This window comes from Cryobacterium soli (assembly GCF_003611035.1).
GTDB classification, from domain to species: Bacteria; Actinomycetota; Actinomycetes; order Actinomycetales; family Microbacteriaceae; genus Cryobacterium; species Cryobacterium soli.
Genome location: NZ_CP030033.1, coordinates 2,838,141 through 2,854,574, shown reverse-complemented (window position 1 = coordinate 2,854,574; position 16,434 = coordinate 2,838,141). Strand labels below are relative to the sequence as shown.

Below are 16,434 nucleotides of genomic sequence, written 5' to 3'. Positions count from 1 at the left end.
TCAGGCGACGGGCACGCCGACGCGGTAGTTCGCGCCGCGGTGCTCGTCGGGCAGGCGGTCGCCGCGGCCGTGCAGCTTCTGCCGCAGCGTGCCCTCGGTGTACTCGGTGGGGTACACGCCGCGCTTCTGCAGCTCGGGCACCACCCAGGTGACCACGTCTTCGAAGGTGCCCGGCGTGATGGCGTAGGCCAGGTTGAACCCGTCCACATCCGTCTCGTCGGCCCACTCCTCGAGCTGGTCGGCGATCTCGCTGCCGGAGCCGACGATGAACGGGCCCAGCCCGCCGATCGCGCCGGCCCGGGCGATGTCCCCCACCGTCCACTCGGAGCCGTCGTGGTTCGCGGCCTGGAAGTTGGCCACGGTGGACTGGATGGCGTTGCTCTTGACGTTGCCGATCGGCTCGTCCAGCGCGTAGCCGGACAGGTCCACGCCCATCCACCCGGACATGAAGACCAGGGCGCCTTCTTCGCTGGCGTAGCTGAGGTAGTCGAGGTACTTGGCCTGGGCCTTCTCGCTGGTCTCGTCGGTGATGATCGTGAGCAGCGTGTAGATCTTGGCCGAGTAGCGGTCACGGCCGGCGGCCTCGAGGGCGTCGCGCAGCTTGGTGACGGTGTCCTTGAGCACGTGCTTGGTCGACGCGGCCACGAAGATCGCCTCGGCGTTGCCCGCCGCGAACGCGATGCCGCGGCTGGATGCGCCGGCCTGGTAGATCACGGGTGAGCGCTGCGGGCTCGGCTCGGAGAGGTGGATGCCCGGAACCTGGAAGTGCTTGCCGGAGTGTCCGATGGAGTGCACCTTGCTCGGGTCGGTGAAGACGCCGGTCTCGGTGTCGCGCACGACGGCGTCATCCTCCCAGGAGCCCTCCCACAGCTTGTAGAGCACCTCGAGGTACTCGTCGGCGTAGTCGTAGCGGTCGTCGTGTTCGAGCTGGTCGTCCTGGCCCATGTTGCGCGCGGCGGAGGGCAGATAGCCGGTGACGACGTTCCAGCCCACGCGGCCCTTGGTGAGGTGGTCGAGCGTCGACATGCGCCGGGCGAACGGGTACGGGTGCTCATAGGCGGTGCCGGCGGTCACGCCGAACCCGAGGTGCTCGGTGACGTAGGCCATCGCGGGGATGACCAGCAGCGGGTCGGCGACGGGGATCTGCGCGCCGTTGCGGATCGCCGCCTCGTTGGTGCCGCCGTAGACGTCGTAGGTGCCCAGCACGTCCGCGAGGAAGATGCCGTCGAAGCGGCCCTTCTCGAGAAGCTTGGCGAGTTCGGTCCAGTAGGCGAGGTCGGTGTAGCTCTGCGACCTGTCGTCGGGGTGGCGCCACAGGCCGGAGGACTGGTGGGCGACGCAGTTCATGTCGAAGGCGTTGAAGCGGATCTGTCTGGGCATGGACCTATGCTCACGTTTTCACGGACCGGGCACATCCCTTCATGAAACACGGCGTCACACTGGGCGCCGCCGAAGCATCTGCGTTTTGCGCTCGGCCAGCGGCGCCGCCATGCAAGATCCTTCGGTTGGGCCCGCCCGGCCGGCCAGAAAGGCACCTGCCTTTTTGCCCGGCCAGGTGCCATACTGGCCGAGAAATGTCTTGCCTGCGGTGTTGCGGGAGACCGCGGCACCGACACGATTTCTCTGTCGATGAGGAGCACCGTGAGCACGCCGATCCTGTCCAATTTCATCAACGGCCAATTCGTCACGCCGGCCGGAACCGCCCGCCTCGACGTGATCGATCCGACCACGGGCACCATCGTGGCCAGGGCGCCGATATCCACGGCGGCGGATGTGGACGACGCCATGCGTGCCGCCGCGGCCGCGTTCCCGGCCTGGGGCCGCGGCACCCCGTCCGACCGGCAGCGGGCACTGTTGTTGCTCGCCGATGCCGTGGAGGCGAACAGCGATGCCATCGTGGAGGCCCAGCACCGCAATACCGGTCAACCCCGGGCCACGATCGCCGCCGACGAGGTGGCCGCGGGCGCCGATCAGCTGCGCTTTTTCGCCGGCGCGGCCCGACTGCTCGAGGGCAGATCGGCCGGCGAGTATCTCGAGGGCATGACCTCCTGGGTGCGCCGGGAGCCCATCGGGGTGGTGGGCCAGGTCACGCCGTGGAACTTCCCCTTCCTGATGGCCGTGTGGAAGATCGGGCCGGCCCTGGCGGCCGGGAACACGCTGGTGCTCAAACCGAGCGACACCACCCCGGAGTCCACCCTGGAGCTGGCCCGCATCAGCCAGGGCATCCTCCCCGACGGGGTGATGAACATCGTGCTCGGCGACGCCACGACCGGCGCGTTCATCGTGGAACACCCGGTGCCCGGCCTGGTGTCGATCACGGGCAGCGTACGGGCGGGCATGGCCGTGGCTTCCGGAGCCGCGCACACCCTCAAACGCGCCCACCTCGAACTCGGCGGCAAGGCGCCCGCCCTGGTGTTCCCCGACGTGGACGTGGCCAAGGTGGCCTCCGCCATCGCCGACTTCGCGTTCTACAACGCCGGCCAGGATTGCACGGCCATCACGCGGGTGCTCGTGCACGAGACCATCCACGACAGGTTCGTGGACGCCTTCTCTGCGGAGGCCGAGCTGCGTACCACCGGCTCGGCCGACGACGCCGACAACTACTTCGGCCCGCTCAACAATGCGCGGCACTTCACCGATGTGGTCGAGAAGGTCGAGGCCCTGCCGGCCCACGCCGTGATCAGCACGGGCGGCCACCGGGTGGGCGAGGCCGGCTTCTTCTTCGAACCCACCGTGGTGACCCAGGTGCGGCAGCGGGATGCGATCGTGCAGGACGAGACTTTCGGTCCGGTGATCACCGTGCAGAGTTTCGGCACCGAGGCCGAGGCCATCGCGATGGCCAACGACGTGCGGTACGCGCTCGCGTCGAGCGTGTGGACCCGAGACCATGCCAGGGCGCTGCGGGTCTCCCGGGACCTCGACTTCGGCGCGGTGTGGATCAACACCCACATCCTGCTCACCGCCGAGATGCCGCACGGCGGATTCAAGTACTCCGGCTACGGCAAGGACCTGTCGATGTACGGCGTGGAGGACTACACCCGCATCAAGCACGTGATGAGCGCACTCGAATGAGTGCGCCCGCCGACCAGAAGAGGAACACCATGACTTTCCACCCGCTCGACCCGCTCACCGGGGCGGAGTTCACCCAGGCCGCCGCGATCCTCGCCCGGGAGCACGGAGTGGGCGAGGGGTGGCGCTTCGCGTCCATCGAACTCGTCGAACCGGCCAAGGCCGCCGTCGCCGCGTTCGAGACCACCGGCGTGGCCCCCGAGCGTCGCGCCCGGCTCGTGGTGCTGCATCGCGCGGAGAACCGCACCTGGGTGGCCGTGGTGTCGCTCGACAGCGACACGCTGCTGGAGTGGGCGCAGGTTCCCGGAGTGCAGGCCAACTTCACGGTCGACGAATGGGAGGAGGCGGATGCCGCGCTGCGGGCGCATCCGGAGGTCGTGGCGGCCCTCGCCAAACGCGGCATCACGGACCTGACCAACGTCTTCATCGACACCTGGACCTACGGCGATGCCGTGATCCCCGACGTCTACCAGGGGCTGCGGCTCGGCTGGGCGGATGTCTGGGTGCGCGCTCAGGCCGGGGCCAACCCCTACGCAGGGCCGGTCAGCGGGCTGCACTTCGTGATCGACGTGAACACCATGAACCTGCTCGAGATCGAGGACACCTTCACGGTGGATCCGCCGAACGGGATGGGCGAGTACGTGCCGCACCTGGTACCGGAGCGCATCCGCAACGCCAGTACACGACCACCGTTGAAGCCGCTGGACATCGTGCAGCCGGAGGGCCCGAGCTTCACCGTCGACGGCAACCGGGTGCAGTGGCAGAACTGGTCGCTACGGGTGGGCTTCAACTACCGCGAGGGCATGACGCTGCACCGGGTGACCTACACGGATGCCGGCCGCGAGCGCACGGTCGCCAACCGGTTGTCGTTCGCCGAGATGGTGGTGCCGTACCGCGACCCGAGCGTCGACCACTTCCGCCGCACCGCGTTCGACATCGGCGAGTGGGGCCTGGGCTTCATGACCACCTCGCTGGAGCTCGGCTGCGACTGCCTGGGCGAGATCCGGTACCTCGATGCCGTGCTGCACAACAGCGCCGGCGAGCCGTATGCGATCCCCAACGCGTTCTGCATCCACGAGGAGGACAACGCCGTGCTGTGGAAGCACGTGGACCACGACGGCGGCGCCGAGGTACGCCGGATGCGCCGGTTGGTGGTGTCCTTCCACGTCACCGTGGCCAACTACGAGTACCTCGTCTACTGGCGGTTCTACCAGGACGGCAACATCGAGTGCGAGGTGCGCGCCACCGGGATCATGGTGGTCACCCACCTCGAACCCGGCCAGCCGCATCCCAACGGCACCCTCGTCGACGAGCGCACCTATGCGCCGTTCCACCAGCACTTCCTGGTGGCGCGGATGGACCTGGACATCGACGGACCGGCCAACACCGTGTACCGCAGCGAGACGCGCATCGAACCGATCGACGAGGGCAACCCGCTCGGGCTGGCGATCACCCAGCAGAACACCCCGATCGAGACCGAGGGCTTCGACGACTTCGACTGGAACACCCAGCGGGCCTGGAAGGTCGTGAACGAGCAGACCCTGAACGGGCTCGGCACCCCGGTGTCGTACAAGCTCGTGCCGGGCGGCGCGATCCCGTCGTTCTTCCACCCCACCGCGCCCGCGCTGCTCCGCGCGCAGGTGATCGGCCACACGGTGTGGGTCACCCCCAACGACGAGAGCGAACGCTGGCCCTGCGGCGAGTTCGTGAACCAGAGCGGCGTCGACCACGGCCTGCCCGAATGGATCACGGCCGGCCGGTCGGTGCGCGACACCGATGTGGTGCTCTGGTACACCTTCGGTATCCACCACATCACCCGGCCGGAGGAATGGCCGGTGATGCCGGCCGACATCGTGTCGTTCTGGCTGAAGCCCGTGGGCTTCTTCGACCGCAACCCGTCGCTCGACGTGGAGCCGAGCCCGGCGCACTGCGCACCGGGAATGGACCACACCGGGCACGACCACGGCGAGCACGAGCACGATCACGCCGGGCACGAGCACGGCAGCCATGAGCCGGATGCGCCCGGCACCGAACCGAGGAGAACAGCGTGACCCGCACACCGAACTACGTGGTGGCCTACGAGGCCACCGCCCACGGCCGCGACTCCCTCGAGCTGGGCATCGCCATGGCCCGGCTCACCGCGGCGGAGTTGCGCATCTGCCTGGTGCTGCAACGGGTCAGCGCCGCTCCGGCGAAGATCCACGCCGCGAGCAGCGACTACGAGATCCTGCTCGCCGACCAGGCCAAGGCCTGGCTCGAGCAGGCCGCCGGCTGGGTCCCCGCCGACGTCACCGCCTCCACCCACCTGCTCTGGGCCGACTCCACCTCGGAGGGCCTGATCCAGGCCGCCGACGACCTCGACTCCGACCGGATCGTGGTGGGCGCCGCCCGCGGCGGCATCCTGAACCGGTTCACCATCGGCAGCGTCGCGAACGCGCTGCTGCACGCATCCCCGGTGCCCGTCGCGCTCGCCCCGCACGGTTACCGCGCCCCCGCGCGGCTCAGCCGGATCACCTGCGCCATCGGCACCCGGCCCGGATGGGAGGCCCTGCTGGACTCGCTCGTGGCGTTCACCGAGAACCTCGACGTGAGCCTGCGGTTCGTCACCCTGGTGGAGGTGGACGCCAGCCGTGAGAAGCAATCCCCCGCCGCCGCCGGAAGCACCGCCCACCTCGACGCCGTGCTGGCGTACTACGAACGGCACTCCCGCAGCCACGGCACCATCACCACCGAGGTCGGCACGGGCAAGAACGTCGAAGAGGCCGTGGAGGCGCTGGACTGGCGCACCGACGAGATCGCCTTCGTGGGCTCCAGCCGGTTGGCGGCGCCGCGCACGATCTTCCTCGGCATCACCGCGCACCGCATGCTGCATGCCCTGCCGGTTCCGCTCGTCGTCGTTCCGACCTCGCTGCGCAGCTGACCCGCACCCCTTCGATCCGAACAAAGGACGAGACCATGGCCCAGTCATCCGCTTCGAATGCCACGCCCGCAGCGGCTCCGAGCGCCGGCGGTCTCTCCGCCAAGGGGCTCAGCGCCGGTTCGGTGGGCCTGCTCGGCGCCACCGTTATCGGCATCTCCTGCATCGCCCCGGCCTACACGCTCACGGCCTCGCTCGGCCCAACGGTCGCGGCGGTGGGCACCCAGATGCCGGGCATCTTCATGGTCGGGTTCATCCCGATGCTGCTCGTGGCGCTCGGCTACCGTGAGCTCAACAACTCCATGCCGGATGCCGGCACCTCCTTCACCTGGGCGACCCGCGCGTTCGGCCCCTGGCTGGGCTGGATGGGCGGCTGGGGCCTGATCGTGGCCACCGTGGTGGTGCTCTCGAACCTGGCCGGGGTGGCGGTGGACTTCTTCTACCTCATGCTCGCCCAGTTGTTCGGCAACCCGGATCTGGCCGACCTGGCCGCGAACGTGTGGATCAACATCTTCACCTGTCTGGTCTTCATGGTGTTGGCCTGTTATGTCTCCTATCGCGGCATGGAGACCACCAAGATGGTGCAGTACGTGCTCGTCGCGTTCCAACTGATCGTGCTGATCTGGTTCAGCGTGGCCGCGTTGGTGCACTTCGCCGACGGCACCGCCTTCGACGCGCTCGGCTTCAGCGCCAGCTGGTTCAACCCGTTCCTCACCCCGTCGTTCTCCGCGTTCGCCGCGGGGGTCTCGCTGTCGATCTTCATCTACTGGGGCTGGGACGTGACCCTCACCATGAACGAGGAGACCAAGGACCCGGAGCGCACCCCTGGCCGGGCGGCCACCCTCACGGTGGGCATCATCTTCGTGCTGTACATCCTGGTCTCGGTCTCGGCGCTGATGTTCTCCGGCGTCGGCACCGGCGAGCTGGGCCTCGGTAACGAAGACATCCAGGGCAATGTCTTCGCGGCGCTGGCCGGGCCGGTGATGGGCCCGTTCGCGATCCTGATGTCGCTGGCCGTGCTGTCCAGCTCTGCCGCGTCGCTGCAGTCCACCTTCGTGGGGCCGGCGCGCACCATGCTCTCGATGGGCCACTACCGGGCCTTCCCCAAGCGTTTCGCGGCGATCAGCCCGCGGTTCAAGTCGCCGGGCTTCGCCACGGTGATCGCCGGGGTCGTGGCCTGGGGTTTCTACGCGGTGATGCGGGTGCTCAGCACCGATGTGCTCACCGACACCATCCTCACCCTGGGCATCATGATCTGCTTCTACTACGGCGTCACGGCGTTCGCCTGCGTCTGGTTCTTCCGCCGCGAGGTGTTCTCCAGCACCCGGGCGTTCCTGCTCAAGCTGCTCGCGCCGCTCATCGGCGGCATCATCCTCGCCGTGATCTTCGCCACCACCCTGATCGACAGCACCAACCCCGAGTACGGCAGCGGGTCGGAGATCGGCGGTGTCGGCCTGGTGTTCATCCTGGCGATGGTGCTCTTCATCGCCGGCATCGTGCTGATGTTCATCATGCGGGCCGTCGACCCAGCGTTCTTCCAGGGAAAGACCCTCACCAAGGGCACCTCGCGCGACACCTGACCGGTCAGCCGAGCCGCTCGGTCAGGCGCGCCAGCACCGCGCGCTGGGCCGGGTTGAGGGTGTCCTTCTGGTAGGCGTCGAGGAGTGAGGTCGCCGCCGCCTCGTCGAGGAAGGCGATGCCGGGGGCGGCGCTCAGCTCGGCGAGGAGGGGCGCGAAGAGGCCGATGAAATCGGTGACGAGCCGCTCGATCTCCGGCGCGGGTGCCTCCGCGGAGAGAGCGTCGAATCGCACGGTGACCTGCAGGGCAGCGGCTTGAATGCCGGGTTCCGCAATCCGGTCGTACAGCTCGACCAGCCGCTCAAGGCCCTGCTCCCCCACCAGGTGGGCGAGCAGGATCACCTGGTCGCGGTCCATCATGGTCATCGCCGATGACACGCCGGATGCCGCGAACACCGCCATCGCGGGGGCCAGTTGCGGCGGGAAATCGGCGGCGCCCTCGTTGGCCTGGATGAGGGTGATGAGGGTCTTCTGCGCCTGCAGCCGGGCGATCTGGGCGTCGAGGTCGGCGTCGAGTTTCCGCAGCGTGGCGGCCTGATCCGCCGGGTCGGCCTCGAACATGGCGGGCATCCGCTCGAGCGGGATACCGAGGGCGGCCAGCCGTTTGATGCGCAGCAGGCGCACCAGGTCGTGCACCGTGTATTCGCGGTAACCGTTGCGGGTGCGTTCGGGCTCCGGCAGGACGCCCACCTGGTGATAGTGGCGCAGGGTACGCACGCTCACCTGGGCGAGCGTGGCCAGGTCATGGCTTTTCATCGACCAGGGTCCCTTCCTTCTCGGCGGCGGGTGCGGGTGCCTCCAGAGTACGCAGCGCGGGTGCGGCCAGGGCGAGAATGGCGGCGACCAGCCACACGGCGGCCACGCAGGCGCCGGCCGTACGCAGCCCGAACTGCTCACCGAGGAGGGCGACCGCCACCATGCCCACCGGCGCGGCGATCATCATCAGGGAGTTCTGGGTGCCCATGATGCGGCCGCGCATCCGCTCGGGGATGCCCTCGAGCATGAGGACCCCGATCAGGCTGCCGAACAGGCCCGACGAGAATCCGAACAGGAACGCGCCGGCGAAGAGCACGGGCAGGGCAGGGAGCACAGCGACGGTGCCGATGCCGGCCACCGTGCCGGTCAGTCCCACGGCGAACCAGCTGCGCCGGCGGCCCCTGGCCCCGAACACGGCGTAGAGGCCGCCGCCCACGATGGTGCCGGCGGCGATCGCCGTGAGCACGAACCCGAGCAGCCCCGGCTGGGCGATGAAGGCGAAATGCGCGGGCAGCAGCATGCCCTGCAGAGCGGTGAGCACCGCGACCATCGCGAGGCTCAGCAGCGTCACGGCCCGCAGGGACCGGTTGCTGCGAAAGAGCACCCGCCAGCCGGCCATCAGCTGCGCCCAGACCGACAGCACCGCGGACGCATCCGGATGCCCGGGTGCCCCGGCCGGCAGCTGGGCGCCCACCCGGCGCGGAATGAGCACCGTCAACAGCGCCGCCGCCAGGGAGGTGCCGGCGGTGATCCAGAGCACTGTCGTTCCCTCGAAGAGCACCATCAGAGTGCCGGCAGCGGCAGGCCCGACGATGATCACCAGCGCGGACAGGCTCTCGCGCAGGCCGATCAGTCTCTCGGCCGTGAGGGTGGAGTGACGCACGATCGCCGGCAGCATCGCCTCCCTGGCGGTCATGCCCGGCACGTCGCCGAAGGCGCCGATGATGCCGAACAGGATGAACCAGCCGAGGTCGAGCCCGGTGATCAGGTCCACGAGCGGCAGGGCAGCGATGGACGCCGCCGAGATGAGGTCGGCCACCACCGAGGAGGTACGCCGGTTGACGCGGTCGATCACGACGCCCGCGAACAGTCCGGCCAGGAACGCGGGAAGGGCCGTGGCAGCCACCAGGATTCCGGTGGACATCAGGCTGCCGGTCAGTTGCAGCACGATCAGCGGGAAGACGACGGCGGCGATCGAATTGCCCAGCAGGGACAGGGTGTACGACGCGAGGTACAGCACGGGAACGGGTCTCATGCTGTAACTCAAAACTATGACGTTGCGGCGGGGTCAAGGCCACGGCCCAGATGCGGAGAACCCGGGCCCCGCCACCTGCGTGACGGGACCCGGGTTCTGTGGCCGCGGTGGCCGGCCGGGCTACTTCTCCGAGCGGTGCAACGCGATCAGGCCGGTGGGGAACCGGTCCCGGGCGGACACGTAGACCACGCCCTTCGCCGCATCCACCGAGACGCCGTAGACCTTGTTGCCGTAGGCGGTCGTCGGGTAGTCCTTGATGGTCGTGAGGTCGGTGCTCGAGAGCACCAGCACACCACTGGCGTCGAACGCATCGCTCTGGTGCCCCAGGTAGAGGCGCTTGGCGATCGGGTCGACCGCGACGCTGCGCAGGTCGGGCGCGGCCGATGTCAGCACCTCGGCTTCCACCGTGAACGTGGCCGGGTCGTACACCCGCACGGATGCCGTGGCCCCGGACACGTCGGAGTTGCTGACGTACACCCGCTGTGCGACGGGATCCCAGGCGATGCCGTGCGAGCGCCAGTTGGCGCCGTCCGTCGTCACCGTCTGGATCAGGGCGCCCGTGGTGGCGTCCATGACGTCGAACCCGGTTCCGCGGGTGGTACCGAAGACCCGCCCGTTGGCGAGGTCGACGTCCAGGCCGCGCACATTGCCGGAGAAGGCGAACGGACCGCGCACCAGGGTGTCGTCACTCAGCTTCACGACGGCCCAGGCGGCACCGTAGGCGACATAGAGCTCGTCCTTCGCGGTATCGATGGCCACGTCACGCACCCCCTCGGAGGTGCCGCCCGGGATCAGGTGCGTCGCCACGACGGTGTCGGTGACCGGGTCGATCTCCAGCACCCGGGCCGGCCGCTGCTCGTTGCCCACGAACAGGTGCCCGGTGTCGGAGTCGACAACCGAACCGACCGGCTTGGTGTCGGCGTCGGGGTTGTCGGCCGCCGAGGCGATCGCCGTGAGGGCGACCGGGGTGTAGTCCAGCCCAGACGGCGCCTCAGGCTCGGTCGGGTCCGTGGGATCCGTCGGGTCCGTCGGGTCGGTGGGATCCGTCGGGTCCGTCGGGTCGGTGGGATCCGTCGGGTCCGTCGGGTCGGTCGGATCGGTCGGATCGGTCGGATCGGTCGGCGTGGTGACGCCCACTCGCTGCGACACGGTCACGGCAACCTCAGTGAGTTCGGAGCCGGGCGGGTTGAGCCTGAAGTCGCGGTTGGACACGAAGACCCGCTGACTCTCCTCGTCCACCGAGATGCCGTAGCCGTCCTTACCGAAGGCCGGGTCGGCCTTGTCGAGCAGCAGCTCTCCGGTCTTGGGGTCGTGCACACTGAACCCGCCCATACCGGCACCGGTTCCCGTGTACCCCACGTAGAGCAGCCCGTTGGTCGAGTCCGCGTCGAGCTGACGCGGGCTGGCCCGGCTGGTCTTCTCCCACAGCGACACGAAGCCGTTGTCCACATCGAACGCCTCGATGTTCACCGCATCCGGCACATCACTGAAGTACACCGTCGAGACGATCCCATTAGCCGGGTCCGCCGCCACATAGTACGAGTCTGCCGTTCCGTCGATCACACCGATCGGCTCACCCGACTCTGCGTCGAGCACCTCGATACCGCGGGACGGAATCGCCCCGTAGACGTAACCGCGCACCGGGTCGACGTCGATCGACCGGTTCGACTCGATGAACGGGAACGGGCCCCGCACGACCTGGCCGAACGTGGCATCAGCGATCGACACCACCACCCAGTTCCGGTTCTGCTGGCCCACATAGAGCAACTCGTTCGCGTCATCGATACCCACGTCGCGGATGTTCTCCGGCAAGGTCATCTGCCGGGTCACCTCATCGGTATCCGGGTCGAGCTCGAAGATCGTCCGGCTGTTCTGGTCGCCCAGGTACAGGCGGTCCTTCTCCTGCGAGAACGCCGACCCGGCCGGAAGCTTCGCATTGGTCTTGTTCACCGAATCGAGACTGGCTACCTGGGTGTAGTCGAGCGTCTCGTCCAGGACACGCTCGCTGATGGTCACGGCCATCGCGTCCAGTTCGGAGCCGGGCGGGTTGAGCCTGAAGTCGCGGTTGGACACGAAGACCCGCTGACTCTCCTCGTCCACCGAGATGCCGTAGCCGTCCTTGCCGTAGGAGGGATCCGCGAAGTCGCCCAGGAGGGCGCCGGTCTTCGGGTCGTGCACCGAGAAGCCGCCTGAACCCGCGGCTGTGCCGGTGTACCCCACGTAGAGCAGCCCGTTGGTCGAGTCCGCGTCGAGCTGACGCGGGCTGGCCCGGCTGGTCTTCTCCCACAGCGACACGAAGCCGTTGTCCACATCGAACGCCTCGATGTTCACCGCATCCGGCACATCACTGAAGTACACCGTCGAGACGATCCCATTAGCCGGGTCCGCCGCCACATAGTACGAGTCTGCCGTTCCGTCGATCACACCGATCGGCTCACCCGACTCTGCGTCGAGCACCTCGATACCGCGGGACGGAATCGCCCCGTAGACGTAACCGCGCACCGGGTCGACGTCGATCGACCGGTTCGACTCGATGAACGGGAACGGGCCCCGCACGACCTGGCCGAACGTGGCATCAGCGATCGACACCACCACCCAGTTCCGGTTCTGCTGGCCCACATAGAGCAACTCGTTCGCGTCATCGATACCCACGTCGCGGATGTTCTCCGGCAAGGTCATCTGCCGGGTCACCTCATCGGTATCCGGGTCGAGCTCGAAGATCGTCCGGCTGTTCTGGTCGCCCAGGTACAGGCGGTCCTTCTCCTGCGAGAACGCCGACCCGGCCGGAAGCTTCGCATTGGTCTTGTTCACCGAATCGAGTCCGCCGACGACCGTGTAGTCCACGGTTCCGACGGGGTCGCCGGGGTCGGTGGGGTCGGTACCGGGGTCGGGGTTCGGGTTGCAGCCCAGGCACGGCTGACCGGTTCCGGGGTCGATGACCTGCGGAGCGGTGTCGTCGGTGACGGCCTTGCCCGCGTCGTTCTTCACGATGGTGAGCCCGTCGTAGTACTCGCCGTCGGCGGTGCGGGACTCGTAGCGCAGTTCGTCGCCGGAGACGTCGATCAGCTGGTAGAGCTCGATTCCACCGCCGAGCTTCTTGAGCGTGGCGCCGTTCTCGGTCCACAGGCGCGGACCGGCCCCTGAGTACATCTTGGAGCCCACGACGGAGACGGCGTAGACGGGTCCGTCGTAGTTGAGTTCCGCGTTCCAGTCAGCGGGGTTGCCGTCCTCGGCGGCCGAGGTGTTGCCACGGCCGTAGTTGTGGTCGTGGCCCTGCAGCACGAGGTCGACGTTGTTGGCCTCGAACAACGGCACCCACGCTTCGCGGATGGCGCGGTTGTTGCGTCCCTCGTCGAGCGAGAACACCGGGTGGTGGAAGAAGACCACGGTCCACTTGTTCGGGTTGGTCTCGAGGGTCTCCTTGAGCCACTGCGTCTGCACGGCCAGGGCGGCCGCCTCGGTGACGTTGCTGTTCAGGGAGATGAACCGCACGCCCTGGTAGTCGCTGTAGTACACCGTGCCGTCCAGCAGCGCCGAAACCTCCGGCGCCGTCGGGCCGTTGTCGGGGTACTCGAACTGTGCCTGCCACTGGCGGGAGAGTTCCTCGCCGCTGTACTCGTGGTTGCCGGCCGCCGACAGGAAGTTCTGGGTGCCGAAGTTGTAGCCGGCCGCGTCGAACACCTCGCCCCACTGGGCGTCGTTGTTGGCGTCGTCGATCAGGTCGCCGGCCTGCAGCACGATCTTGGCATCCGGTCGGTCGCGGAAGGCGTTGCGGATGACGCGGGACGCGTCGGACTTGATGCCGTTCTGCACGTCGCCGAGGTAGATGAACGAGAAGTCCTCCGCGGTGGCGGCGGCGGTGGTGAAGTGCTGCCACTCGCTGAAGTTGGTGCCGTCGCCGACCCGGTACTGATACTGGGTGGCCGCGGCCAGGCCGGTGAAGTTGACGGTGTGGAAGGACTCCTCCCAGCCCTCCTCGGTGGTGACCTTCTCGGTGTCGGTGGACTTCACCACGGTGTAGTCGATTCGGTACGGCTCGGCCGTGGCCACCCGGATCTGGGCCTGCGCGGTGGTGACGTCGGTGCTGGTGCGCCAGGTCACCGCCTGCGAGGTGGCCAGATCGGCGGCCGGGGTGAGCACGATCCGGTCGGGGATGCGTGACGGCCCGTGCTGCACGATCGGGGTGACCGTGGCAGCGGATGCGGGTGCGGCAACGCCGACGATGGGCGCGAGCAGGGCACCCGCCACGGTCGCCACCGTGAGGGCGGCGATCAGGCCGCTCCTCCGGGCACGCCGGGAGGACGAATTCGCCATGGGATGACGGCCTTTCCTGGAAGAAGTTGTCGAGGGGTGCGTTCGGGTCGGTGCCGCAGCACCGTGCCCGGTCATGCCGTGCCCGGTCATGCCGTGCCCGGTCATGCAGTGCCGCCCTGGCGGGTGCCGGTGCGGTTGAAGCGGCGGCCGAACAGGACGGCGCCGATGCCGAGCAGCAGGGCGATTCCCGCCGCGGCGAGCCACAGGCCCAGCGCGACGACGCCCGTGTTGGCCAGGTCCCGCACACCGGTGCTCGGGGCACCGAGCGGCAGGACCTCGATGGTCGCCTCAGCGGTCACGCCGGACTCCAGGCCCCGCACCACGATGGTGTGGGTGCCGGCCGGGATACCGGCGGGGATCCGGCCGGTGAAGGAGAAGTTGCCCGAGGCATCCGCGGTGGGGTAGCCGAGGGTGACCGGGTCGGAGTGCAGCTGCACCTCGAGGTCTTCGTTGGGCTTGAAGCCCGACCCCTTCAGGCTGATCTGGCCGCCCGCCGCCACGCCGGTGGCCGAGAGCTGCAGGGCGCCGGGGGTGTACGTGGGCGTCGGCTGCGGGTCGGTGGTTGGCGCGCTGGTGGGCACCGTGGTCGGCGCCGTCGTAGGCGCCGTCGTGGGCGCGGATGTCGGCCCGGCGGTCGGCCCGGTCGTGGGCTCCGTCGTCGGTTCGGTCGTGGGCGTGGTGGTCGGCTCGGTAGTCGGTTCGGCGGTCGGCTCGGCCGTGGGCACGGCCGTCGGCTCGCTGGTCGGCTCGGCCGTGGGCTCGGCCGTCGGCTCGCTGGTCGGTTCGACCGTCGGCTGCGGCGTGGGTGCGGTTGTCGGCTCCGGCGTCGGCGGGGCGGTGGGCTCCGGCGTGGTCGGCGGGGTGGTCGGCGGGGTGGTCGGCTCCGGTGTGGGAACCGCGCCGGGCACGACCGGGGTCGGCCGCTCTGGGGCGTTGACCGTGCTGCGGGCCGAGCCGGGGCCGGAGTCGCGGCCCACCGTGACATCCGTGACGAGCTTGACGCCGTCATCCGTCTTGGTGATCGAGAAGGCGTCGAAGAGCTCGCCGGTGACCTTGCGGCTCTCCACGTAGATCTCGTCGTTCGTCACGTCGACGGTCTGGTACATCTGGGTGTCGCGGTTCATGCTGCGCAGGTTGGCGCCGTTGGTGATCCAGTTGTTCGTGGCCAAGTCGTCGGGCACGTACATCTTGGGACCGGCGACGGTCACCATGTAGACGGGGCCGGTCTGACTGGTTGCCGCGTCGGCGCCGGCGGGCAGGTTCTGCTCGTTGGCGAACAGGTTGCCGCGGCCGTAGGCGTGGTCGTGGCCCTGCAGTACGAGGTCCACGTTGTGCTTCTCGAAGATCGGCAGCCAGGCTTCGCGGATGATCTTGTTGTCGCGGCCTGAGGTGACCGAGAACACCGGCTGGTGGAACGAGACGACGCTCCACTTGCCCGGGTTCTCCTCGAGCGCCTGGTCGAGCCATTCGGTCTGGGCTGCCAGGTCGGCCGTGTTGATCTGCGAGCCGTTCAGGGAGATGAAGCGCACTCCCTGGTAGTCGGTGAAGTAGGTGTTTTCGCTGAAGGTGGCCTGGATCTCGGGGGTCTGCGCCGGGCCGTTCTCGGGGAACTCGAACTGCGCCTTCCAGTACTTGGTCAGCAGCGGCCCCGGGTAGTACTCGTGGTTGCCGGGGGTGGCCATGACGTTGAGGTACGCGTTCTCGTAGCCGGCCGCGGAGAACCACTCGCCCCACTCGGCGTCGGCGACATCCGTGTCGATGAGGTCGCCGAGGTGCACGACGGCCTTGGCGTAGGGGCGGGCCTCGAAGGCGGCGCGGAAGGTGCGGGAGGCGTAGGACTTGACGTCGTTCTGGGCGTCGCCCTGCACGAGGAACGAGAACGGCTGCGGAGTCGAGGACGCCGTGGCGAATTCGAACCACTCGCTCCAGGTGTCGCCGTCGCCGACCCGGTAGAGGTAGCTGGTGGCCTCGGCCAGCCCGGTGAGGGTGGCCGTGTGGTACTTGATCGGGTAGCCGAGGTCGGTCGCGAACTCGGTGGTGCTCACGGCCGAGATGGTGGTCCAGCTCGCGACGGGCCCGTCGGTCATCGCCGCAAGCTGCACCTGGGGTGCGGTGACATCGGTCGAGGTACGCCAGGACACGTTCTGGGTCGAGGCGGGGGTGGTGGTCGGGGTGAGGATGACCCGGTCGGGCACGGCGGTGGCGGTGTAGATGGTGGCGGGCTTCACGGCCGGCGGCGCCAGGCCGCCCGCCGCGTAGGCGATGCCGCTGCCGAGTGTGGTCAGTGCCAGCGCGGCGATGAGGCCGCCCGCCAGCACGGTATTGCGCCTTTTCGGTGAGTTCACCATGCGCGTGAGAACGCCATTCATCCGGGTGGATGCCCCTTAGGTCATGAGACGCGTCGCGTCTGGTCTTGGAAACAGGCCAGAGGGCACACGGGCCCTCGGCGAGGCCAACTTTAGGAGGCTGTGCAAACACACAGAAAGCGTCGGACGCGCACGTTCAGGAGCTGTTCATATGGTGGCGAAATGTTCGTGGGAGGTCC

9 protein-coding genes are annotated in these 16,434 nt (G+C 68.5%); 4 read left to right on the top strand and 5 right to left on the bottom strand.

From position 1 onward, the window contains the following. Nucleotides 1-1,380 (bottom strand): LLM class flavin-dependent oxidoreductase, encoded by a 1,380-nt coding sequence (locus tag DOE79_RS13195; RefSeq protein ID WP_120338892.1) that lies wholly within the window; start codon nucleotides 1,378-1,380, stop codon nucleotides 1-3. A 249-nt stretch (nucleotides 1,381-1,629) separates the two neighbouring features. Between DOE79_RS13195 and DOE79_RS13190 the strand changes: the two genes are divergently transcribed. Genes DOE79_RS13190 through DOE79_RS13175 form a run of 4 tightly spaced genes read left to right on the top strand, consistent with a single transcriptional unit; the run spans nucleotide 1,630 to nucleotide 7,566 of the window. Next, complete coding sequence (locus tag DOE79_RS13190) at nucleotides 1,630-3,072, top strand: aminobutyraldehyde dehydrogenase (protein ID WP_120338891.1); 1,443 nt, start codon at nucleotides 1,630-1,632, stop codon at nucleotides 3,070-3,072. Nucleotides 3,073-3,101: 29 nt separating this feature from the next. Beyond that, on the top strand, nucleotides 3,102-5,120 hold the full coding sequence (locus DOE79_RS13185; protein WP_245976934.1) for a primary-amine oxidase: 2,019 nt from the start codon (nucleotides 3,102-3,104) through the stop codon (nucleotides 5,118-5,120). After that, entirely contained in the window at nucleotides 5,117-5,989 is an 873-nt protein-coding gene (locus DOE79_RS13180) for a universal stress protein (RefSeq protein WP_245976933.1), read from the top strand. The genes DOE79_RS13185 and DOE79_RS13180 overlap by 4 nt, the downstream gene beginning before the upstream one ends. Before the next feature lie 35 nt (nucleotides 5,990-6,024). Continuing rightward, nucleotides 6,025-7,566: an APC family permease gene (locus tag DOE79_RS13175; RefSeq protein ID WP_120338889.1), complete on the top strand. Its 1,542-nt coding sequence runs from the start codon at nucleotides 6,025-6,027 to the stop codon at nucleotides 7,564-7,566. Nucleotides 7,567-7,570: 4 nt separating this feature from the next. Here the strand turns inward: DOE79_RS13175 and DOE79_RS13170 are convergent, their stop codons facing one another. From DOE79_RS13170 to DOE79_RS13155, 4 genes are all read right to left on the bottom strand, one after another. Beyond that, complete coding sequence (locus DOE79_RS13170; RefSeq protein ID WP_120338888.1) at nucleotides 7,571-8,320, bottom strand: MerR family transcriptional regulator; 750 nt, start codon at nucleotides 8,318-8,320, stop codon at nucleotides 7,571-7,573. Beyond that, nucleotides 8,307-9,575, bottom strand: coding sequence for an MFS transporter (locus DOE79_RS13165; protein WP_120338887.1), 1,269 nt, complete (start codon nucleotides 9,573-9,575; stop codon nucleotides 8,307-8,309). The genes DOE79_RS13170 and DOE79_RS13165 overlap by 14 nt, the downstream gene beginning before the upstream one ends. A gap of 120 nt (nucleotides 9,576-9,695) precedes the next feature. Then, nucleotides 9,696-13,889: a metallophosphoesterase gene (locus tag DOE79_RS13160; protein WP_162942748.1), complete on the bottom strand. Its 4,194-nt coding sequence runs from the start codon at nucleotides 13,887-13,889 to the stop codon at nucleotides 9,696-9,698. Between the two features lie 101 nt (nucleotides 13,890-13,990). Next, complete coding sequence (locus DOE79_RS13155; protein ID WP_120338885.1) at nucleotides 13,991-16,258, bottom strand: fibronectin type III domain-containing protein; 2,268 nt, start codon at nucleotides 16,256-16,258, stop codon at nucleotides 13,991-13,993. Nucleotides 16,259-16,434: the final 176 nt, after the last annotated feature.

Excerpts from the sequence above, each read along its gene's own strand:
- DOE79_RS13195 (WP_120338892.1), bottom strand. The coding sequence starts at position 1,380 with ATGCCCAGACAGATCCGCTTCAACGCCTTCGACATGAACTGCGTCGCC.
- DOE79_RS13190 (WP_120338891.1), top strand. The coding sequence starts at position 1,630 with ATGAGGAGCACCGTGAGCACGCCGATCCTGTCCAATTTCATCAACGGC.
- DOE79_RS13185 (WP_245976934.1), top strand. The coding sequence starts at position 3,102 with ATGACTTTCCACCCGCTCGACCCGCTCACCGGGGCGGAGTTCACCCAG.
- DOE79_RS13175 (WP_120338889.1), top strand. The coding sequence starts at position 6,025 with ATGGCCCAGTCATCCGCTTCGAATGCCACGCCCGCAGCGGCTCCGAGC.
- DOE79_RS13170 (WP_120338888.1), bottom strand. The coding sequence starts at position 8,320 with ATGAAAAGCCATGACCTGGCCACGCTCGCCCAGGTGAGCGTGCGTACC.
- DOE79_RS13165 (WP_120338887.1), bottom strand. The coding sequence starts at position 9,575 with ATGAGACCCGTTCCCGTGCTGTACCTCGCGTCGTACACCCTGTCCCTG.
- DOE79_RS13160 (WP_162942748.1), bottom strand. The coding sequence starts at position 13,889 with ATGGCGAATTCGTCCTCCCGGCGTGCCCGGAGGAGCGGCCTGATCGCC.
- DOE79_RS13155 (WP_120338885.1), bottom strand. The coding sequence starts at position 16,258 with ATGAATGGCGTTCTCACGCGCATGGTGAACTCACCGAAAAGGCGCAAT.